The sequence below is a fragment of the Anaerovorax odorimutans DSM 5092 genome (assembly GCF_000426305.1).
Lineage (GTDB): Bacteria > Bacillota > Clostridia > Peptostreptococcales > Anaerovoracaceae > Anaerovorax > Anaerovorax odorimutans.
Window position 1 is genome coordinate 172776 of record NZ_KE384519.1, and the last position, 22568, is coordinate 195343.

Sequence of the window (22568 nt, forward strand, 5' to 3'; positions counted from 1 at the left end):
TTGAACCGCTTGATCATAACCTATTGAAAAACACTTGACAAGATGCTATCTTAATAAAAACTACCAAACTTCTGTGAAAGAGGTTTGGTAGTTGTTTTTGTATAGGGAAAACATCAAGCTATGCTGGAGGATGGTTATTTTACAGTCAAAAAAATATTCGCGTTTAGGCGGTACAAGGAAGGAGGAGGTCACGTGAATGTCGCATTGTGCGCAGCGTTCTTGGAAGAGGACGTCTGGGAAAACCGTCTGGTAACGGCGGCTTTCCCGAAAAAGGTTGAAATTACGGAGTGCAATAGCATCAAGGCACTTCTAAAAATATTGGAATTAAAGCCGTTTTCACTGCTCATTGTTGTGCTAAACGGTGTGGCGGGACTGGAAGCGGTACGACAGCTTCAGGAGAATGCACCGGGTGTTCCTCTTCTGTGGATTTCCGATGAGGATTACAGCCTGTTTGGATATCAGTATCGTGTGACCAGATTTTTAAACAGACAGGTATCCGATGCGGAGCTGCGGGAAGCGGTAGCAGGCTGTCTCAAGCTTTCGGAAAAAGAAGAGGAGGAAACAGTAAAATGACAAAATCGATTGCGCTGTGCGGTGTGCAGGACGAAATTGCCCATGCGCTGGAGCGTCATGGAGGATACAAGATTCTGCCATTTGGAGACGAACCGGAGCGACGGGGAGATGTAAAGTTGGGATATTTTTTGCGGGACGGTTCGCTTGTGGAGCTTGCCGTCGTGGGCTATCCCGGAGCAAAGGGGCTTGCCGCCTGCGACTATCTGCGAACGCAGAACTGCGAGCTGCCCATTCTTTGGCTGTGCGACCGTCAGGAATTTGAGCCGGAGGCAAAGCGGCTTGGAATTGGCTTTTGCGGCACTGGCCCACCGAATACGGAGCAAACAATACAAGGTATTTTGAAAACAATTAACATGAGAGGTTCTGAAGGAGGAACGAAATGAAAAAACGAATTTTAAGCATGGCGCTGTGCCTGTGCATGGTATTCACCCTGCTGCCAACGACAGCGTTGGCAGCGGATGCGAACGTCAGAATCGGAAGCACTACACTCACAAACGGTAAGTATTACATCGTTTCCAGCGATGCTGTGACTGAATTGGACAGCGCACCGGCAAGCGGCGGCTACCTATATTACACCCAAGAAGAGGGAAACGCCGTTCTAACCGTGACAGGGGACGTAACGTATATCAGTACTATTCCAGCTCTCTCAATCACAGCCTGCACCCTGACCCTTACCGGCAGCGGCAACCTGTCCATGACAAGCAGCATGACTCCGGCAGTGAACGGCAATTCCAACAGCAGCCTAATCACTAGCAACTATACAGGAGCACTCAATTTTATTTCTGGTAACAACAGTGCCATTACCAATTGCACTGATATGATGCTGGAGACGACAGGAGCACTGATAATCAGTGGTAACAGCGACAGTGCAACAATTTATAGTGGAAACGACGTCACACTGAAGGGCGGCATCGTCAGCCTCACCAATTTAGATTCCGATAATAGTCAGTTGATCAGCGCGGGAGGCGAGAGCGTTTCTGTCACCGCCACCGGTGGTGATCTGAGCCTGATCGGCAGTACCTCCGTTTCGCCGCTCCTCATTGCGGACAGCGGCGAACAAGGAACAAGCGGCATTGTGACTCTTTCTGCAAGTGGCAGCATTACCGTGGCCAACGACGACTCTGGCATGGCAGTGGGCTGTGCGCTGAATGCATCGGCAGGGAAGAACATAACACTTGAAAGCACAGATGGTATGGCTGTGGGCGGCAATCTGACAGTTACAGATGCTGAAAATGTCATTATTAGCGGGGGCAGAAGTGATGCTCCAACCATTTCGGGCACCGCAACAATCACGGCGGACAAGGACATCACCATTAACTCCGCATTCATGCTTGATATCGGTGGCATCGCCACCCTCACAGCCGGTGGATTGGTTATCCGCACAACCAGCACGGGGACAACAATTACCAAGGACGGCACAACAATCAGCGCCTCCTACGGCGGCGACATTAGAGAAAGCGGTCTGAATATTTCTGGAAAAGATGACAACGGTAATAACGACTCGACCTATAACGCGCCTGCAGCAGCTACCCTTTACAAAGCGGGAGACGGTTATGCCCTGTTCACCCCAGCTGTTACAGGAGATTCCCCTGCAAACGCAAAACTGGAGTTCTTAGATGCAACCATCGAAACAACGGACGCTACTGCATTAAGCTTGCCATCCACAGAGCCCGTTGACATTACTGTCACTGGCGACAATTTGTTGAGGGCGGGGGGCAGCAAGAATGTTATCGCGACCAATACGCAGGAATTGTCCGTCACAGGCGGCGGCAATTTGATCCTTGCTGGCTTATATTATGGTGTTAATGTTAACGGCACAGACGAGGTCACCATCAATATCACAGGTGACCTGACCTTTGATACTGCCTCTCAACCGATTTCCACTAGCGGTGATATCACGGTTTCTGCAAAGAGCATTACATCGAAGTCGGGCTATTATTTCAGTTCTGGCAATGGTATGGTGTCTCTTACTGCCACGGACGGGGACATTGTCATTGATGATACAGAAAAGACAAACAAACAAGAAAAGATAAAAGCGGCTGGAGCTATTACACTAAATGCACCAAATGGCAAAATTGACATTACCCATGATAAAAGTGGCTGTTACGCTCTAAATAGCACTTTTGGTATCATCACCGTGACTGCGTTAAACGATGTGATAATTAACGCAATCAACGGCGGCGGTATCTATAGTGGTGCAAATACTGATACTTCTGACGTGATATCAGTCAAAACGACAAATGGCAGTATCCAAATGAACTGCGGTGATAATTATGAATGCGTTCAAGCCATCCGTGGTGTAGCATTGGAAGCGGCCAAGGATATTACGCTGAACGGCACGGAACAATATTCCGCTGCAATTCAGGCAACTGGTTCACCTGTTAGTATTACCGCTGGGGGAAAGCTATCCTCCACCTCTGCCTTCGGATTTCAAATGGGTATACTGACCATTCAGGCGGATGAGGTGTCCATTGCAGGTACTAGCCAAGATGGTATTAACGCAAACAGCGTGAGCATCACCAAGGATGGCACAAATAACTGCAAAAGCGTGAGCGTTACCGCCACTAGTAATTACGACAGCTGGGCGGCAATCAACTCCCCGAATGTGATCATCAAGGCGGATAATGTGCTGATTTGCGGAAATAGCAGTGCGAAGGCAATCAGCGCAACAAACCCCGATGGCACGGTTACCATTGGTGATGCAGGCATGATAATCGGCGCAGTTTTCATTAGTGGTACAAGCGCAATCAATCCAAATATTTTGAATATAGAAAGCACTGGTGTTGATGCCTCTGCTGGGCTGAATTTATCCACGCCTCCTAGTGTAATCACCTATTATAAGGCGGGGAACGGCTATGCGCTGTTCACCCCTGCAACGACAACGACACCTGCGACACTGACTCTGCATAACGCCAGCATTACCTCAGGAAGCACAATGCCTCTTAAATTGGTTGAAGAAACCGTTATCAAGCTGGAAGGGGCGAACAGCCTTACAAACACCAACACTAACACCGGCGTAGGCATCAGTGCTAGTTCATCAACTAATGTATTGCAGCCCGTTATCATTCAGGGCGGCAGCGGCGATTCTCTCAATGTTTCCGCTTGGCAGTGCACACAGATGAGTGCATTGACCATAGACGGTGGCAGCGTTACCATGGATGGTATGATTTACGGCATCTTATTGGAGGGGAACATGGTTCTCAAAAACGGCGCAAAGGTGTCCGCTAGTGGTGGAAATACGGGAGATGCAGTTCAACTTGAGGGTTATAGTCTTACCGTCAGTGATGGCAGCACCCTTACCATCAATGAGAGTGCTGCTTACATTACAGGCGACCTGACCATCAGTGGCAGTGGCTCAAAGGTGACCATAAACAGAGGTGCAACGGCAATGGTTTTAGGCATTGTTCAAGTAGAAAACAGCGGCGTGCTGGAGAATAACGGTATATGGCAAATGAAGCTCGGCACAAAGGACGATGACATCAAAGCACTGAAGCTGACTGGAATCGGTGTTGTAAAGGTATTGACAAATGAACCAAGTCCTCTTAATCCTCCTATATGGGATACCTACACTAACGAAGGTGTTAAGGTGAAAGAAATCAGCAGCAATCTCGACCTGACCACTAGCGGCGACAGCGGCAATTTGACGGCTGACGGCTATCATTGGGACGAAACAAACAATACGCTGACCCTTGGTGACGTCTTTGTGAGTGGTAGTTTAACCTTGCCAGATAACACAATCATCAAAACCACGTCAGGCAGTACCATCAGCGGAGGTATCAATGGCGCTGGCGGTACTGCTATGCACCTAACCTTTGAAGGCACAGCGCCCCTTGTCATTAACGGCATCATCAGCCTAGGGGCTAACGGCGATACGGTTACCGTGAAAGACGGTGCACAGGTCGCGGTAAACGGAAGCTTGTCTTTGGGCGTTTACGATGGTATGTTGAACGTCATCGGTTCTGGAACAAAGCTGAATATTTCTTCTGACAGTAGCTATGCGGCTTTATGCGGCGAAGTAAATGTTGAAAACGGGGCATCCTTGACTGCGAAGGCCGCTGGTTCTAATGCTGTTGGTTTAAAGGTGGAAAAATTCAACGCTGCAAGCGGTAAGGTGTCCGTCTCCGGCGGTTCGACGCTGACAGTCGGCTGCGATTACGGCGTGTATGTGAAAGATGGCAGCTTTACTATAGATGAAAGCAGTACCTTTACCGCAAATGCCGCCATTGCCGCCATCTGCGTGGTGGATACCAGCAAGACAAAACAACAAAGCCAGACATTGAAGGTTCCGTCGTCGATGCTTCCTAGCGGAACAAAGATAACCGATGCGGTCGGAAATACCGTTGGATGCGGATATCACTACTTTAGCATAGCAAACAATGCAAACACTCTTTCGGCAACAAATGAAGGAAGCAATCCGGCGACGCTTACCGGTGCGCTGGGTGCACTGACGCTAAAAAAAGCAAGCTCCGGTGGGAACGACAATAATAATGGAGGCAACAATAATTCGGGCAACCACAATTCGGGAGGTGGCAGCGTCAGCTATACCCTGACCTTTGAAACCAGCGAAGGCTCTAAAATTTCCAGCGCATCCAAGGCTTACGGCACGGTCATTAACCTGAGCAGTTATAAGCCAACCCGTGACGGCTATGATTTCGCAGGCTGGTATTCCGACGCGGCGTTGACCTCAAAAATCACTAGCGTTACGCTAACCAAAAGCACGACCATCTACGCTAAGTGGACGGGAAAAAACGCGGAAGGCGCAAGTCCCTTTACTGATGTCACGGATAGCGCGTATTATCATGACGCGGTGATGTGGGCGTCAGAAAAAGGCATTACAAGCGGCACGACAAGTAGCCAATTTAGTCCGGATATGATTTGCACCCGCGCACAGGCGGTCACATTCCTGTGGCGCGCGAAGGGTTCTCCAGAGCCGGCCTCCGCAAATTGTCCGTTTACCGATGTTTCCGCAGACGCCTACTATTACAAGGCTGTTCTTTGGGCCATTGAAAAGGGCATCGTGAAGGGCACTTCTCCAACAACCTTCAGCCCAAGCGATACCGTGACACGTAGCCAGAGCATGACCTTCCTGTGGCGCGCGACGGAAGAAACCACGTCCGCATCGGCAAATCCGTTTTCAGATGTGTCCAAGAATGCCTATTACGATAACGCAGTCCTGTGGGCAGTGGAAAAGGGCATCACGAAGGGAACGTCTGCTACGACGTTTAGCCCCGATGGCGGTTGCACCCGTGCGCAGATCGTGACATTCCTATATCGGTATATGGGGAAATAAGAAAATGCTCTCTCGGAATCTTAAGTGATTATTACAAAGTCAAAATAACATGCTTTGAAAAATAATTATTATTCAAAACCAAAGAAAAGGGGGGAGATTTTAATAAAAAAGAATCTTCAAAGCCTTACAAATCAAGGGTGAAGGTTCTGAGAGAATAGAAAACCATAGGAGGAATTTTTTATGAAAAAAAGGCTATTAAGCTGGTTATTAACATTAACCCTGGTGCTAAGCCTAGTGCCAGGAATGACCATAACAGCATCGGCGTGGGGTAAAACATCTTATGATGCTCTACTTAACGCTATCAGCAATCAGACACTGCTGGAGAACCGCGTTGGTGGTTCCATCGATGATGATGATAGTGGATATTTTGCCATTGATGGCACTAAAATTACTAATTCAGATTCAAGGCATGCACAAATTGCTTCTGGTAATTCATCAAAGGACTTCACTTTTAATAATCCACCCCAAAGTGATTCTTCCTGTGCTACCTTCTTTCGTATCGTTCTTAAACCAAGTGAAACTAGCCGAATGCTAACTTTCAAGGTCAATCTGCCTAATAATAATGGTACGTACTACCACGACGGTGTTTTCAGACTGTTTATCTTTAACTCTCAGGTCCCCTATGTAGACAACAGTGCCCAACACTCTTACGATCCACAGTTGTCTCGCGAGGAATATGCCGTTGGAGGAAGTAAGCAACCTGAAATCGTTGGAGATAGCAAGCTTCTCCCAAATAGCGAAACTTATGTGCAGGAAAAAACAGGCGGGGGCGAAGCTACCTTCGGGGCTGTAATCAAGCCTTCCCCTGAAAAAAAGGTATACGTTTATCTAGTCTATGACCCTGCCCGTAATAATTGGGACGGAGGTGATGATTCTGCTGCATCACGCTTTGCATTAAACGACTACAATGCAAAATTTTCAATAAGCGACCTTAATCTTTATGAGGAAGTTCCAGACACCTTAGATGTTGCAGACAATAATGATTATATAGTACGAGAAACCATCAATGATACTAGTACTCTCCATACTGGAAGCTATAATAAGAAGATATATTACTATGACGAAAAACGCCCTACTTTAGAGCTTCTAACTCTTGCCGGAAACTCTCCTTATTTGTTCTCTAGCGGTTCAAACAGCTACACTGCAACGAAAACAAATCTAAGATACCAAGGCAGTGGAGCAAATTTACAAAATGTCAGTCAATCCGGTAGTGCCTCTGGTATTTCTTCTGCCTTGGCGGGTCTAGCCAGTCAGGGTTTATACTTAGGTAATGCTACGAATGATGGTACTTGGAATACCTCAGAAAATACTCTGACAGTAAATGGCCAACTGTCGGTACCTTTATATTCCGCAACGAAAGACATCTTCCTTACTATCAATGGTGAGAATATCTCTTCCATAACATTTAATGGCAGCACCGCTGCAAAAAAAGATAACTCCTATACACTTAGGATACCTAAAGAGACATATGGAGAGATACACATTAACACTAGCGCCTTGTCACCACTAAAATTTAATACAGATACAACAGAAAAACAATCTGTAGCCATAACTTTTAATAACGATAGCAACACCCTTGGCAATTCTCAGAAATTAACCTATGGAGACAACCTGTGTGAATTGCTTAAAGTAACATATGGCGGTCAGCCCGTAAATGAGGAAGGGGTTTTCTCATGGAGTTTATTGCAGGGTACTAAGCATATTGATGCCTCCGGCATGGCAGATTTAGCTGGAACTGGGTTAACAGAACGCTATAAGGTTACTTTCAGTAGCTCTTCCTACTATGGAGAAGCGGAACTGTCTCTGAATAATTGCGCAATTGATAAGCGCGCCCTTACAATGAAACTTGGAGGTGAATTGGTAAAGCAATATGATGGAACGAACAGCATGAAAATCCATAATACTTCTACTACTACGTGTAAATTCGAAGGCTATCTAAGTAAAGATGCTGCCACATTTGAAAAAATAAATAAACTATCTGATGTAAGAAAAAAGGATTCCTTCCTTTACGGTATCTTTTCTAGCCCTGATGCTGGGACAGGAATTAATGTAGTTATTAATAACTGTGAGTTTTATTATGTGGAAGGGGAAAACCCCATCCTTAAAAATTATTATATTAAGGATGGATCATCTGGAAATATAGGTACTATTCAGCCTAAAAAGTTAGGCACAGTTAATGGATTTAAAATTCTTCCAAGAGCATACGAGGCAGGTAATACAAAGGTTGAATTAATTGCAGAAAATCTTACTTTATCAGAAGAAGAGATTCTGGAACGAGACAAGGGTAAAGTAGGTGTTGCTTTAAAGTCTACTATAAATACAAAGGAATTTAATCGGGGAAATGACAATGTTGGAACTGTTTCTGTAGAATTTCGCTTTCTTGATAACCTTGAATTAACTGGAGAAAATTCAAAAAATTATATTTTCAGTGAATTTGGCTTTACTTTTGTTAAAAGCTTGGTTTACACTGAGACATACAGTCCTGAACTTCGGTTTTATCTGGAGTCAGATACGAATCCTTTAGAAACCTATACTGCCACCTACAAAGGAGAGGCTATTGAGCCTTACATTATGACTGCCGATAAACGTTACTATATGTCTGCTCTCAAGGAATACTGCGATATAGAATACAGTAACAATATTGAGCCAGGCACTGCCACCGTAACCATACGTAACAAAGACCAGAGATACCCTGAGAATGGCAAGCTTGTATTCTTTACTACGACCTCCGCCAACTTCACAATTCAACAATTGGAAACAACGGAAGCAGCCTCTTTAGCAGACACCAACAAGGGCAGTAACAACTGGTACATCGGCGACGTAACTGTCAATGCCCCAAATGGATTTCAGATTTCAAAAGAAATAGGCAAAAATGCAAATTGGAAAGACTCCCTTGTTGTCGCTGAGGATATGAATGGCAGCTACACCTATTATCTCAAAAAGACTGCGGACGGCAGTGTCACCGCATTTAAGACTATTGAGATTAAGCGGGATTCGACGGCACCTACAATATCAGCAATCAACAATTCAAATATAACTGACAATGCAGCAACCGTCACCGTAAATGCCAATGACGATGGTTCTGACATAGCCAGCTATGAACTGTCTAAAACTAGCGGCGGCAGTGAACCTACTATCACTGGTGGTGACAACGGTGTATTTAACATTTCAAATCTGCTTCCTAATACACAATACGACTTTACCGCAACGGTCAAGGATAAGGCAGGCAATGTGACTACACAGGCTTTAAGCTTTACCACTGAAAAAACACTGCCTACTGCTGGTGAGCCAAGTTTTGACAGTGCAGTTTATGGGACTCCCTTAAGCAACCTTACTATTGATTCTGGGACATCTGCCATAGCAGGAAGCTGGGTATTGGATGATAAGATCAAAAACGCAGACAGTATTTATCCAACTGTAAATGATACAACAGAATACACTGTCGTGTTTATACCTTCTGAGAATTCTGACAGCTACGGTAAATTAACGCGTAAGCTGAAACCGACCATCATACCGAAAGAACTAACTCTCTCCAAGGTCACTGGTTCGAATAAAAAGTATGATGGCAAAAATACGGTGAATATCACAAATGCCAAACTAAATGGCATTATAAATTCTGATGAGGTTTATGTAGACACCAATGGGCTGACAGGAACCCTTAATGGCTCCGACGCAGGCACTTACAATGCAATTAACCTTGGCAACATGACACTGGCAGGTAAAATGGCAGGCAACTATACTCTAAATCAGCCGGTTGAAGAAATCTCTACAACAGTAGAAATCTTGAAAGCTGACGCGTTTACCTTGAACAGCCCTGCAATAATGGCAAAGAATCAAGATAACTACACCCTACGTCTTGAACTGACTCATATCAGTGGTTATCCGCTGGCTCCTGGCGGCACGCCCGTATTTACGGTTACCAGTAGCAACTATAATTCCCTGAGCAGTGCAGCCATGGACGGGAATACGCTCATTCTTGTAACAAACAAAATGCAGAATTATACTTCCGATACTGTAATCATCGATGTTACGGGTATGGATAACTATGAGGACAGTACTATCACTGTGAATGTAGATTATACTGACAAAGTCCCTGTAACTGTTTCAGGTGTAACTGTAACAGATAAATCTTATGACGGTGGTGAAATCAGTTATTCTGGTACACCTGTTTCTACTTCTAGGGTAGATAATTCAGAAATAACTCCTTCTGGTTATAACTACACCTGGCAAACAGCCAGTGGGCAAATTCTATCTGACCCTCCAAAGAATGCAGGTGACTATAAGTTGATTATTTCGGTGGAGGACAACGACCCTGATTACATTGGTAGTGGAGTAGTGAACTTTACCATCAGCAAGGCTACTATCACCATCACTGCTGATAACAAAACTGCATATGTAAACGAGGAAAAACCAACTTTAACTTATACTGTGTTTGGTCTTGCTCCAAATGAAGAATTAAAAAAGCTTCCAAACCTTACCTGTGATTCAGATATGGGGAAAAGCAATACTTACACAATAGCTGTCAGCGACGCATCGGTACCGGAAGGTGACAACTACAATGAAAAAATTATATACCATAACGGAGTGTTGACTGTAAGCAACTCGTCTTCCGGAGGTTCATCGGGTTCGTCAGGTGGATCTTCTGACAGTGCTGCCACTGTTCTGGTTTCAAGTGATTCCGTAAAGATTAGTTTGTCTGCTACTGTCTCTAATGGCACGGCAACAATTTCTGTCACGGACACGCAGCTTTCAATGATCGCTTCCGCAGCTAAGAACACCGGCACAATCAAAATTGATGTATCCGGTCTCAAGGTCAATGCCATAGTTATTCCGTCTAAGGTTATTTCGGCAGTGGATAACGCTTCCGCCTCCGCAGGTCTTGAAGCAGTACTTTCAAACGGTACTGTAACCCTTGACAAAACTGCGCTTAACGCTATCAAAGACAAGGGCGACGCAAAGATTTCCATTGAGACTGTGGATAATGCAAAGCTTAGCAATACGCAGAAAGCAGTACTTGGCACGCAGGCAAATACGGCGGTTGTAGTTGATGTAAACGTCTATATAAACGGAACCAACACCAGCACGTTTCATAACGGCAACCTTCACGTTTCCGTTCCGTACACGCTCAAGCCCGGTGAGAACGCAGACAGCATCACTGTCTGGTTTATAAAGGCTGATGGTACGATTGAGCCGAAGAGTGGCACGTACAGCAACGGAAAGGTAGAATTTACAACTGACCACTTGTCTCAGTATTTGATTGTAAGCTTCCCGTTTGCGGACGTAGACCAAAATACATGGTGCTATGGCAGCGTGGCTTACGCCTACAACAACGGCCTATTCTCAGGTACTTGCGCTACCACTTTCAGCCCTAACACGGCCATGACACGTCAGATGATCTGGATAGTGCTTGCGCGAATGGACGGCAGGATGCCAGCCGATATGGACGAAGCTCGTAATTGGGCAATAGAAAATGGTATTTCTGACGGATCCAATCCGATAAACTTCATCAACCGCGAACAGCTGGCGGCAATTCTCTATCGCTACGCTACTTATAAAAAGTATGACACCACACAGGGTGGCATGGCTATTCGGGAATTTGTAGACTATGACAGTGTTTCTGGTTATGCGCAGACCCCGATGAACTGGGCGATTAATGCCGGGCTGATAAAAGGAAGCAATAATAAACTGATGCCTCACGGCGATGCTACCCGTGCGCAGGTTGCAGCAATCCTAATGCGCCTTATCCAAAATACAAAGGAGTAAACGGGGAAGGGTTACTTTAACGGCTATCATGCCCTTGAGTCTGACTATTCTTCTCTGCCAGATACGCTAAAATCGAGAACTATAAGGTAGTTGTAAGTAGCATAAAACAAAGGAAATAAGGGTATAACAAAAGAACGCACAGGTTTTGGCCTGTGCGTTCTTTCAGATAATTGGCACGGATACGTTTTGCCATAAGTGAATTTGAAAAAATATTAAAGTCATATTTCCCACTTGAAATAGCTGAAACTGTCCTCTAAATTGTTAAATTTATTATTTTTCTAGATAGGGTTTTTCCTATTTGTTCTATTTAAAAGATAATCGGTGCTTGTATCATGAAAATCAGCCAATTTAATTAAAATTTCAGTAGGAATATCCACTTCACCACGTTCATAATTACTGTAAATCCTTTGGCTGCAATTGAGAATCGCAGCAATTTGTGTTTGTGTCATATCCTTATCTTCACGTAAATTTCTTATTCTTTCGTACATTAAAATCACCTCAGTATTATTATATTTAGCGATATTATCGCTATTGACTTTTAGCGATAATATCGCTAAAATGATCTTAAATAATAAACAAATATGGAAGGAGAATAAATTATGAAATCTATTTTACAAGACTTCTATAAAGATGATCTTTGCCTTGATGAATTGATTGTTTCAAAAAATCCAGAATATCATACATTAAACAAAAAAATATCTGATATTATGAACCTGTGGAAAAGTAAACTTTCAAAAGATGATTTTATAGAGCTTCAGAGTTTGTTAGATTTACATTCTCAAATTGACCTTATGTATGCTGAAGAATCGTTTGTATACGGATTTAAACTTGGTACAATTATGGTGATTGAGGAGGAGTTAGCGCGTAATGTAGATTAAAAATTATACCCTATAATTGCAAAATGAAAAATCAGAGTATTGATAAATAGTTACGTATCAATTTACATACTCTGATTTTACTGTAAAAACTTTATTTTAACCTTTTTATATCAATACTTCATAAAAACCAGATTATCTGCGTATGTTGAAAGATAAAGAAAAAGACAATCGATTCAAATTTTGGCTGAAAGCCCGGAAAGGAAGAGGCATGTCCAAGGTAGCGATATATTGCAGACTATCTGATGAAGATGAATATAAAAAATCACCTGAAGATTACAGTGAAAGTATACAAAATCAGAAAAATATGTTAACGATATATGCTATGGAGAAAAATTGGGATATTTATAAAATTTATTGTGATGATGATTTTTCGGGAGCTGATGCAAAAAGACCGGAATATAATAAGTTGATTAAAGATGCTGAAGATAGAAAATTCGATATTGTTTTATGTAAAACACAATCAAGATTCACCAGAGATTTAGAACAGTTAGAAAAGTATGTCCATACTCAATTTGTTGAATGGGGAATTCGTTTTATAAGTGTTATAGATAACGCTGATACAGAAATAAAAGGTAATAAAAAATCAAGACAAATAAACGGTCTTATTAATGAATGGTATCTTGAAGACTTATCTGATAATGTAAAAGCTGTTTTATTATCAAAGAAAAAACAAGGCAAATTTATAGGAGCTTTTCCACCATATGGTTATTTAAAGGATCCAAATGACAAAAATCATTTGATAATAGATAAAGATACTGCTCCAATTATAACAAGAATTTTTAATCTATATATAAAAGGCTATAGTTTGAGGAAAATTGCTTTGATTTTAAATAATGATATGATTCCTTGTCCTGTAAAGTATAAGCAAGAAATATTGGGATTAGCTTACAAAGTTGACAGTAATAGAACAGCAGGCAGACAAATATGGAAAGATAGTTCAATACATATGATTTTAAATAATCGTATGTATATTGGAGATATGGTACAAAATAAATCGGTAAAATTAAGCTATAAAAAAAATATTGTAAAAAGAATAAAAAAAGAAGATTGGATTATTGTTGAAAATACACATGAACCAATTATCGACAAAGAAACTTTTTATAAAGTTTCAGAACTGGCAAGCAAAAAATTAAGACCCGATAGAAATGGGAATATTTCAAAATTTGCAGGTAAGTTAAAATGTTCATCATGTAATTCTAATCTTGTAAAATACAGTGTAAGAAATAGGAATTATTATAGATGTGGGCTAGCCCAAAGCAATAAAAATATATGTAATGGTAATGGTATCTCAGAAAAGATGTTAGAAAATTGTATAAAAGAAGAGCTTAAAAGTAATATAAAAAAATATGTCAAAATAGAAGAAATTTTTAAGATAATTAAAGTGGAAAGAGCAAGTGAAAATGAAGGAAAAGAATTAGAACAAAGCATAAAAACTTTAAAAAAAGAAATTAAAAATAAAGATAATTTAATTACAAATCTATATAAAGATAAATGTAATAAAATTATCTCTGAAAAACAATTTATTATTTTAAATAAAATTTTTATTGATGAAAGAGAAGAGTTAATAAAATCTGTTAATGTACAAGAAATAAAACTAATAAAAATGAGGAAATCTAAAGAAAAGATACAAGTTGAATTGAATGAAGATAAAGAAAAGATAAAATTTATAAATTCTTTTTTAAATTTTAAAGAATTTACTAGAGAAGTAATAGTTGAAGTCATCGATTATATTGTTATTGAAAATCTTAAAGGAAAGAACAATAAAAAAATTGAAATACATTGGAATTTTTAAATCAACAATAAGTAAACAATCAAGTTAAATGGCTTATTGGTCCAAATTAAAAGATTTCTATTTACATATGTTGACCGTTATTCCTGAAAGACAACGGTCAACATATTAGCGTGATTTTTTGAAATATACTTAAATAATACCTTAGAATATAGTACTATTTGAGTACAGACAAAGCCTTGGACTAGTAGTTCCCGAGTCCGAGAAAATATCCGTACACCCCAGTCTGTAAGTTAGATAAATACCCTCGAGTCTGTAAGAAATTTTGTGTAAACTAGGTAAATATTCTCTTGGATTAATCTTATCAGTTATTTATTTTATTAATAAACCCCTTTGAAAACATAAGTTGATAAGATACACCGTTATTCTTTGACTTCAGTTGTTATGTCTTTCGCTTTCTCTCTAGATGCTTCAACAACTTTTTCAAGTTCTTCGACTGATAACTTTTCCAATTCTTTTATATTATTCAACATTTCATCCCAATCCACGTTATTGCTAGCTTCAATTTCTGCATCTACCTTAGCAATCTCTTCCTCTCCGCTGCATGATACAGAAATCATATCTGTAGGAGTCGTCCAATATTCTAATAGTAATGCTTTTTTCTTTTCGTTCTTAATGCTTAAAATGTAATCCGTAACCATTGACTCATCTTTTACACCTTTTGAGTCAGTTTCTTTTACTGAATCCTTTTTTTCCCTTTCCATGTTGTTAGATGCTTTTAGTGATTCTGTATCTTTAGGAGCTTCTGTCTCAGTAAAATATTTCAGAGTAAAAAGACCTCCCAATGCAACAATGCATAATAATAATAATGCAACCAGTGATTTTTTCATTTTTTCTTGTATGGTGTATTTATTATAAAATACATCAATACTCTCCTTTCCTTTCAATTTTGTTGTAATCAATAGTGACATCGTGGACTTTAAATTTCTTAATAGCTTTGATTATTTAAAGATGTGTATTGCCACAGTTTATCTAAATCACTTATAGAGTTAGTCTTTGAATTTTTATATCGTACAAGTTTATGACGATAAAACTGTAGAACATACACAGTGATTAATAACAAAGGAGATAATTTTATGATTTATATCGGTATTGATATTGCCAAAAGATTAAGCCCTTAAACTATAATAAATAATCCAAGGGCTGTTAATTACCATATTACTATTACATACAATATGATTATTTTCTACCAATAATGAGTAGTATAACTCTTATCTGTAGAGCAATATCCTTTACCGTAGAAAGTTCCCCAGTTAGTTATTCTCCATTCTGGTGTACCTTGATCATCTGTTGAAACAGAAAAACTGGCTTTCTTATTTACAGTAGCATAAGTTTTATCAGAGCTCACGTTAGGATTGCTTTTATCTTTTCCCCAATATCGATAATATGAAGAATAATTTACAGTTGTTGTAGGCGCAATATAAGTGATTTTTCCACTCGATACTTGCCAATTAATTGTTGTGTAATGTTCAAATGCAAGAGCTCCTTGTGGATTATTTATTCTTAGTCCCCACTTTTCTCGGGGCATTGAGGCTCTTGTCTGAGATATAGATTTTGTATCTAATGTAAAAGGTTTAATATTTTTTAGATCTTCTTTTACTTTTTCACTCTTAATCCTAACATCCCTTACAATAGCAGTTAATTCGTCAGTAGACATTTGTGCCATATCTTTTATATTTTCCATAATAGAATTCATATTAGGTTCTTCATTAACCATGGATCTTGACATTGTATTATTAGATTGTGAATCTTCTGAGACAATATATGTAGGAGTTGTCCAGTACTCAATTAATAAATCCCTTATTTCTTTGTCTTCAATACTTTGAATATAATTTACAATATCGGCATCATCCGTGTTTTGATTAATAACAAATACTTCTTCTTTAATAATAATGTCATCTTTAGCAATATTACCATCTGTTGCTGCAAATGCTGTAGCTGTTGTTGTTAATGTTAATGCTGTTATACAAAGTAAGCTAATGCATTTACTGATAAATTTTCCTTTCATAACCAACCTCCATAAATTTTTTTTAGTTAATTCTATTTGATATAGTAATAAGTTTAGAGCATTTCCTAACTATTATTAGATTAAGATATGCTATTTTTTTATGCAAACATAAAACCACCTCCTTTAATTTTTATTAATTAAAAAATAAGAGAAAATATTTTTATATTAAGTTATGTTATACAGTTATGTATAACATAACTGTATTATATTGCTTATAATTATTTATGTCAATATACATAAATATAATTTTTCACATAGATTTTATAATATCTAATATGACACAAAATAGTAATTAATATTAGATCATGAAGTACCGTCTTTAATGTGCTTTCAAAGATAGATATAAAAAAGGATAGAATTTAAATCTTCTATGATACGATACAAAATTAAATTGTTAATTGAAATTTAAGATTAATTATTAAAAAACAAAAATAATTTGTGATAGAATAATATTTCATTTCATTAATTGACATAATATAAAATATATTTTATAATTACATTATATTATGATATTAAACATTACTTTATATTTTAGATATGAAAGGAGATAAATTTGTGAAAACAGAATCTTTTTCATTAACGAAAAACGAAAAAGAAATTATGAATCTTCTTTGGATTCAAAATAGACCTTTATCCCGATCTGAGATTATTCAATTTTCTAAAGAACGTACTTGGAAAGCAAGTTCAATTCATATTTTGTTAAATCAGCTGTTAAAAAAGGGTGCAATTAAAGTAGATGGATTTATAAAGACTGGTAAAAATTATGGGCGTACTTTTGCCGCAGCAATTACACAAGAAGAATATCAGATAATACAATTCAAAGAAAATTTTAGAACTTTTAGTACCAAACCTTCGGCATTCGTAAATTTTGTATCTACACTTGTTCAAGATGAAGAAATTGATGACGAAACATTAGATCGGTTGGAGGCTATTTTACAAGCAAAAAGGAGTAATAATAAATGAGTTCCTCAATATTTTCTTTTATCATGTCAATTTTTTGGCTTAATATATTTATTTGTATTAGTACTTTTATGAAGCGTAATACTGGATTTATTATTAATTTCAGTATTATGCCTTTATTGCTGTTAATGGCTTTATGCTTTTTTCGCTTATTTTGCTTTTTTGAGATTCCACTTACAGTTGTAATAAATTCTGAATCTATATTTCCAAGTATAATAAGTCGTATAACTACTCCTATATTCTCAATTTTAAATAATGATATTTCTATTATAAAGATTATTGTTTCTATTTGGATAATAGGAAGTTTTTACTGTATTAAGAATTATATCTTAAATTCAATTCGGCTTAATAAGTCAACCCAAGCTATACAAGAAACACAAAATCCTCAAATTCTTTCTACTATGAATAAGATCCTTGCTGATAGTGGTGAAAATTTTAATGTAAAACTTATACAGTCTAATACAATTAAAATCCCTATGGTTACAGGCTTTTTTAACCCGACGATTTATCTACCTGATATTATTTTTACTGATACTGAATTAAAAAATATCTTATTACATGAATGGACTCATTTTTTACATAAAGATGCTTTTATTAAACTATTTATGAATTTGATTGTGACAATATTTTGGTGGAACCCTTTTGTACATATTTTAAGAGCTAATTTAAATCATATATTGGAAATCCGGTGCGACTTAAGAGTTACTGCTGGAATGAATGAGAAAGAACGAATCAAGTATTTAAAAAGCATTAAAAAAATTATTGAATATAAACTATCCTTTAAAGATAATATTAGTTATAGCAAAGTAGCCACCGCTTCTGTTTTAGTAAGTACAAACAGTATGAAAAAAATTGAGCAAAGATTTCTGTTGGTATTGAATAGTCATCAAAGAAAAAAATACAGCATTATTACTTTTTTCATATATATTTTATTAATATTATCATTTCTGTTCTCCTATATGTTTGTAGTACAACCAATATATAACTCTACATCTAGAGCAGGTTATGAAGAATCTTTTTCTATTACACCACAAACATCATATTTAAAAATCAATAAAGATGGCACTTACGCTTTATATGTAGAAAATAAATACAAGGGTGATATAAATCAAATAAAGGGACAGCCTTTATCATCGCTTCCAATAAAAGATTAACATTTTTAGAAAAGAGGTAAATTTATGATATCTAAGAAAATTTTTGCTTGCATAGCAGTTGGTGTGCTCTTTTTATCCATGAACAGTATTTTCCATGAAGAACAATTTGTATATGCAGCTTCAACACAAATAATTAACAATGCTGAAGATTCTAGTATTGTTAGACCTTGTTCTGAATTGACGGAATGGAAATACCGCATTGTAGATGGGAAATTGCAAAAACGCCTATGGTCACTTACATATGGTAAATGGCTTACTAAATGGCAATGGGTATAATACCTTAAATTGCTAATAGATCCTTATAACAGCTTTGCTTAATTTTATCAAATTGCAAACTGGTTAAAGAATTTCATAAGGTAGAATAAAAACTTATTAAAGGACATAGGCTAGTATGTCCTTTTGTTGTGTTATTCATATATGAGGATGGTCCGGCTGTGCAGCTGCCATGGCAGCGAAAAAAGCGGGTGCAGAGGTTACATTAGTAGAAAGAACAGATTTACTTTTAGGACTTGGAAATGTAGGCGGAATAATGAGGAACAATGGTAGATTTACTGCTGCTGAAGAAAATATAGCACTTGGCGCAAGTGAGCTGTTTGGAATTACGGATAAATTATCAAGGCATGTAAATGTTGACTTTCCGGGTCATAAACATGCCAGTCTTTATGATGTTATAAAAATAGAGCCAGAGGTAAAAAGATTACTTATAGAATCCGGAATAGAAGTTAAAACTATTGCAAGAGCCATTGATGTTGAAACTGAAACAGTGAATAAAAAGGGAATTGTAGATAGTCTTGGAACTTCACTCCCTGCTAAGTTTTTGAGAAGTATAACACTAGCTGATGGGACAATAATCGAAGGAGATGTTTTTGTAGAATGTACAGGTTCTACAGGGCCAATGGGTAATTGTTTAGCATACGGAAACGGATGCTGTATGTGCATTTTGAGATGTCCATCTTTTGGGCCTCGCGTCAGTATTACTCAAAAGGCTGGAAAACATGATATTATGGGGCAGAGAAAAGATGGCGCTTTTGGTGCTTTCAGCGGGTCTGGGAAATTAGAAAAATCTTCCCTTTCAGAAGAAATACAAAGAGAATTAAACGAAAAAGGCGTTGCAGTAATAAATCTTAAAAAAGAAGAAGTAGTCAAAGAAAAATTAGATTTAAAAGTTTGTCAGCAATATGCTTTACATGAATATGCTGAAAATATAATCCTGTTGGATACAGGATATGCAAAGATTATGACACCGTTTTTCCCGCTTGATAAGCTTAGAAAAGTTCCCGGCTTTGAAAATGCCAGATATGTAGACCCATATGCTGGCGGTAAAGGTAATTCTATACGTTACTTATCTGTGGCAGAACGTGATAATAATATGCGAGTAATAGGAATTGAAAATATGCTTTGCGGAGGAGAAAAATCAGGTTTATTTGTAGGGCATACTGAAGCTATCAGCACAGGAACTTTAGCAGGATATAATGCGGTGAGATACTTAAAAGGTATGAAACCATTAGAACTACCGCCTCAAATCGCCATAGGAGATTTAATATCATATGCAAATGAAAAACTTAATACTAAAGATGGTCTGATGACAAGATTTACCTTTGCCGGAGCTGAGTATTTTGAGAGAATGAAAGATAAAGGATTATATACCATTGATCCAGAAGTAGTAAAAAAGAGAATTAAAAAATATGATTTGGCCAATATTTATAGGGAAAAGCTTATTTGATTTAAACATATAGATTAGTTGTGGATTATATTACAGCCAGCATAATTCAATGATAGCTGTAATATAATCCGACTTTCATTTTATCTTAAATTATGATAAAATCTTTATACAAAACAGGAAGGAAAAATATGCTTTGAAAGTTAATTTTATAAGCATAAGAAGTGAAACATGAGATTAAATAAATATATTGCTAAGGCAGGAATAGCAAGCAGAAGAAAAGCAGATGAACTTACAATTAATGGTAATGTAAAAATAAATGGAATTGTTTCCAAAGAACCTGGCTATGATGTAGTTGAAGGAGATGTAGTTGAAGTTAATGGAAATGTAGTTAAAGTTTCTAATAAATTTGTTTATATTTTATTAAATAAACCAAAGGGATATATTACTTCTGTTAATGATGAAAAAGGAAGACCTATAGTAATGGATTTGGTAACAGATATAGATGAAAGGCTGTATTCCATTGGTAGATTAGATTACAACACATCGGGAATGTTGCTTATGACAAACGATGGAGATTTGGCATATAAATTAACTCATCCAAAACATCATATCTATAAGACATATAGAGCTAAAGTCACTGGATATCTATCAAATGAAAAGATAAACAAACTAAGAAAAGGTGTGGATATTGGTGGTTTTATAACTTCAAAAGCTAATGTAAAAGTAATAAAACAAGCTGAACATTCAGCTATTGTAGAGATACAAATTTATGAAGGTAAAAACAGACAAGTTCGTAAAATGTTTTCAGCAGTGGGTAACAAAGTAATTGAGTTACAAAGAATTGCAATAGGGGATTTAAAACTAGGGCATTTAAAAGAAGGTCATTACAGAAAATTAACCCAAAAAGAAATTGAATATCTGAAAAATTGTTAATTAAAGATATTCTTTTTTAAGTTTTATAATGATAAAATAAATTTTCAGTAGAGGGGGATTTAAAATGGATTTTTTTGAAGTCATTAAAAAAAGAGGAAGTTATAGAGGAGGCTTTTCCGAACAACAGATATCGGAGTCCGATATTCGCAAAATCTTAGATGCGGGTATTCATGCTCCATCGGGATACAATTTCCAGACAACAAGCTTTGTTGTTGTAAAAGATAAAGAAATAAGACAGAAGATAGCTGAATTAATGCCTGGAAAAGTGGTTCAGTCTGCGCCTGTTATTCTTGTTGTATTAACAGAAAAAATTGAGGCAGAAAATGGGCTGTCATTTGAAATTGAAGATTATGGAGCAGCTACAGAGAATATTCTTTTAGCAATTACGGCTTTGGGTTATGCAGGTGTATGGATGGATGGAATGACAAGATTAGATGGTTGTAGCAAAAAGCTAAAAGAAATACTTAATATTTCAGAAAGTAAAACAGTAAGAACGATTATTCCTTTTGGAATTCCATTAGATTCAGTTACACAAAGGGAGAAAAAGGATTTTTCGGAAAGAGTCCAGTACATATAAAGAGTTTATGAAAAAGTCTTTTGTTAGTTTTTTATAACAAGCTTTAAATGCGAGGTTGCTTGAAAAGAGCAGCCTCTTTTTTTATAACATATCAATATCTTTAGGAATATTATAAAATTTAAAAATTGCATGGTTAACGTAAAAGTTAACGTATAGTACTAAGATAAAATTCTCACCCTATATTTACTTATGTCGCTGTAATAGAAACTCTATTTATGATACATCTCTAGAAGGAGTAACAGCTAAATTGTTACAATTTTCAGCAAAAAAACAGCAAATTCTTAGCAAAATAGTTTATTAGTTTGTGGTTACACTTGCTAAATTTAGAAGTATACAGCAAAGTAATACAAAATACAAGCAAATGCGTAGTTGAATATTCTGAATTCGTTTGCTATTATGAATTTGTCGACAAGTTGAAAACGTTTTTATAAAGTAGATAACGAAGCTTAAAATTTAGGAGGAGTTTTATTATGAAATTATTAATTATTGGAGCAGGAGGAGTTGGTACTTCAGCTGCAAAAATTATAAAAAGAGCCGGCGAAGGTGGTATGTGGGCAGAAAAAGTAGTTATTTCTGACTATAATGAAGCCAGAGCTAAACAAGTTTGCGAAGAATGTGATGATGAAAGGTTTGTTTACGAAAAAATAGATGCAAGTGATTCAAAAAATATTAAAGACATTATTAAAAAACATGGTATTACATTTGTAATGAACGCAGTAGAACCTTCATTTAATGAAAATATATTTGATACATGCCTTGAGGCAAAAGTTGGATATCTTGATTGTGCCATGACACTTCCTACAAGACATCCTGAAAAACCTTTTGAACTTGCACATATTAAATTAGGTGATTATCAATTTGATAGAAATGAAGCTTGGGAGAAAGCAGGTAATATGGCACTTGTAGGTTCAGGAGTAGAACCTGGAATGGCAGACGTATTTGCAAGATATGCAGAGAAACATTTATTTGATACAATAGAT

Annotated in this window: 16 protein-coding genes; 13 read left to right on the forward strand and 3 right to left on the reverse strand. The window is 37.7% G+C overall.

The genetic code is table 11. The features are described from left to right. The first annotated feature begins 192 nt into the window (after positions 1-192). The 4 genes from K292_RS0114770 to K292_RS0114785 all read left to right on the forward strand — a co-directional run bounded on the left by K292_RS0114770 (position 193) and on the right by K292_RS0114785 (position 11626). On the forward strand, positions 193-573 hold the full coding sequence (locus K292_RS0114770; protein WP_027400487.1) for a response regulator: 381 nt from the start codon (positions 193-195) through the stop codon (positions 571-573). Beyond that, positions 570-956 (forward strand): response regulator, encoded by a 387-nt coding sequence (locus K292_RS0114775; RefSeq protein WP_027400488.1) that lies wholly within the window; start codon positions 570-572, stop codon positions 954-956. The genes K292_RS0114770 and K292_RS0114775 overlap by 4 nt, the downstream gene beginning before the upstream one ends. After that, the gene (locus tag K292_RS0114780; protein ID WP_027400489.1) at positions 953-5863 is read left to right on the forward strand and encodes an S-layer homology domain-containing protein; all 4911 of its coding nucleotides are present in this window, start codon (positions 953-955) and stop codon (positions 5861-5863) included. The genes K292_RS0114775 and K292_RS0114780 overlap by 4 nt, the downstream gene beginning before the upstream one ends. 180 nt (positions 5864-6043) lie before the next feature. Next, positions 6044-11626, forward strand: coding sequence for a YDG domain-containing protein (locus K292_RS0114785; RefSeq protein ID WP_027400490.1), 5583 nt, complete (start codon positions 6044-6046; stop codon positions 11624-11626). Positions 11627-11904: 278 nt separating this feature from the next. Here the strand turns inward: K292_RS0114785 and K292_RS0114790 are convergent, their stop codons facing one another. Further along, positions 11905-12114, reverse strand: coding sequence for a helix-turn-helix domain-containing protein (locus tag K292_RS0114790; protein WP_027400491.1), 210 nt, complete (start codon positions 12112-12114; stop codon positions 11905-11907). A 111-nt stretch (positions 12115-12225) separates the two neighbouring features. Between K292_RS0114790 and K292_RS0114795 the strand changes: the two genes are divergently transcribed. Next, entirely contained in the window at positions 12226-12504 is a 279-nt protein-coding gene (locus K292_RS0114795) for a DUF6809 family protein (protein ID WP_027400492.1), read from the forward strand. Between the two features lie 208 nt (positions 12505-12712). Beyond that, the gene (locus tag K292_RS0114800) at positions 12713-14296 is read left to right on the forward strand and encodes a recombinase family protein (RefSeq protein WP_027400493.1); all 1584 of its coding nucleotides are present in this window, start codon (positions 12713-12715) and stop codon (positions 14294-14296) included. Positions 14297-14655: 359 nt separating this feature from the next. Here the strand turns inward: K292_RS0114800 and K292_RS0114805 are convergent, their stop codons facing one another. Both K292_RS0114805 and K292_RS0114810 read right to left on the reverse strand, forming a co-directional pair. Beyond that, positions 14656-15204 (reverse strand): hypothetical protein, encoded by a 549-nt coding sequence (locus K292_RS0114805; RefSeq protein ID WP_027400494.1) that lies wholly within the window; start codon positions 15202-15204, stop codon positions 14656-14658. 275 nt (positions 15205-15479) lie between these two features. Next, positions 15480-16301, reverse strand: a complete 822-nt coding sequence (locus tag K292_RS0114810; RefSeq protein ID WP_027400495.1) for a hypothetical protein — start codon at positions 16299-16301, stop codon at positions 15480-15482. 555 nt (positions 16302-16856) lie between these two features. Here K292_RS0114810 and K292_RS18120 point away from each other — a divergent pair. The 7 genes from K292_RS18120 to K292_RS0114845 all read left to right on the forward strand — a co-directional run. Beyond that, on the forward strand, positions 16857-17264 hold the full coding sequence (locus tag K292_RS18120) for a BlaI/MecI/CopY family transcriptional regulator (RefSeq protein ID WP_051280839.1): 408 nt from the start codon (positions 16857-16859) through the stop codon (positions 17262-17264). Next, entirely contained in the window at positions 17261-18415 is a 1155-nt protein-coding gene (locus tag K292_RS0114820; protein ID WP_027400496.1) for a M56 family metallopeptidase, read from the forward strand. Before K292_RS18120 ends, K292_RS0114820 begins: the two co-directional genes overlap by 4 nt. Positions 18416-18439: 24 nt before the next feature. Then, the gene (locus K292_RS0114825) at positions 18440-18691 is read left to right on the forward strand and encodes a hypothetical protein (RefSeq protein WP_027400497.1); all 252 of its coding nucleotides are present in this window, start codon (positions 18440-18442) and stop codon (positions 18689-18691) included. 169 nt (positions 18692-18860) lie between these two features. Then, positions 18861-20138, forward strand: a complete 1278-nt coding sequence (locus K292_RS19605; RefSeq protein ID WP_051280841.1) for an FAD-dependent oxidoreductase — start codon at positions 18861-18863, stop codon at positions 20136-20138. A 168-nt stretch (positions 20139-20306) separates the two neighbouring features. After that, positions 20307-21011, forward strand: coding sequence for a pseudouridine synthase (locus tag K292_RS0114835; protein ID WP_027400498.1), 705 nt, complete (start codon positions 20307-20309; stop codon positions 21009-21011). 64 nt (positions 21012-21075) lie between these two features. Next, positions 21076-21588, forward strand: coding sequence for a nitroreductase family protein (locus K292_RS0114840; RefSeq protein WP_027400499.1), 513 nt, complete (start codon positions 21076-21078; stop codon positions 21586-21588). 470 nt (positions 21589-22058) lie between these two features. Then, positions 22059-22568 (forward strand): saccharopine dehydrogenase NADP-binding domain-containing protein (locus K292_RS0114845; RefSeq protein ID WP_037373338.1); only part of this gene is annotated, 510 nt, incomplete at its 3' end.

Excerpts from the sequence above, each read along its gene's own strand:
- K292_RS0114825 (WP_027400497.1), top strand. The coding sequence starts at position 18,440 with ATGATATCTAAGAAAATTTTTGCTTGCATAGCAGTTGGTGTGCTCTTT.
- K292_RS0114800 (WP_027400493.1), top strand. The coding sequence starts at position 12,713 with ATGTCCAAGGTAGCGATATATTGCAGACTATCTGATGAAGATGAATAT.
- K292_RS0114785 (WP_027400490.1), top strand. The coding sequence starts at position 6,044 with ATGAAAAAAAGGCTATTAAGCTGGTTATTAACATTAACCCTGGTGCTA.
- K292_RS0114775 (WP_027400488.1), top strand. The coding sequence starts at position 570 with ATGACAAAATCGATTGCGCTGTGCGGTGTGCAGGACGAAATTGCCCAT.
- K292_RS0114790 (WP_027400491.1), bottom strand. The coding sequence starts at position 12,114 with ATGTACGAAAGAATAAGAAATTTACGTGAAGATAAGGATATGACACAA.
- K292_RS0114805 (WP_027400494.1), bottom strand. The coding sequence starts at position 15,204 with ATGTCACTATTGATTACAACAAAATTGAAAGGAAAGGAGAGTATTGAT.
- K292_RS0114795 (WP_027400492.1), top strand. The coding sequence starts at position 12,226 with ATGAAATCTATTTTACAAGACTTCTATAAAGATGATCTTTGCCTTGAT.
- K292_RS0114840 (WP_027400499.1), top strand. The coding sequence starts at position 21,076 with ATGGATTTTTTTGAAGTCATTAAAAAAAGAGGAAGTTATAGAGGAGGC.
- K292_RS19605 (WP_051280841.1), top strand. The coding sequence starts at position 18,861 with ATGGCAGCGAAAAAAGCGGGTGCAGAGGTTACATTAGTAGAAAGAACA.
- K292_RS0114810 (WP_027400495.1), bottom strand. The coding sequence starts at position 16,301 with ATGAAAGGAAAATTTATCAGTAAATGCATTAGCTTACTTTGTATAACA.
- K292_RS0114820 (WP_027400496.1), top strand. The coding sequence starts at position 17,261 with ATGAGTTCCTCAATATTTTCTTTTATCATGTCAATTTTTTGGCTTAAT.
- K292_RS0114780 (WP_027400489.1), top strand. The coding sequence starts at position 953 with ATGAAAAAACGAATTTTAAGCATGGCGCTGTGCCTGTGCATGGTATTC.
- K292_RS0114835 (WP_027400498.1), top strand. The coding sequence starts at position 20,307 with ATGAGATTAAATAAATATATTGCTAAGGCAGGAATAGCAAGCAGAAGA.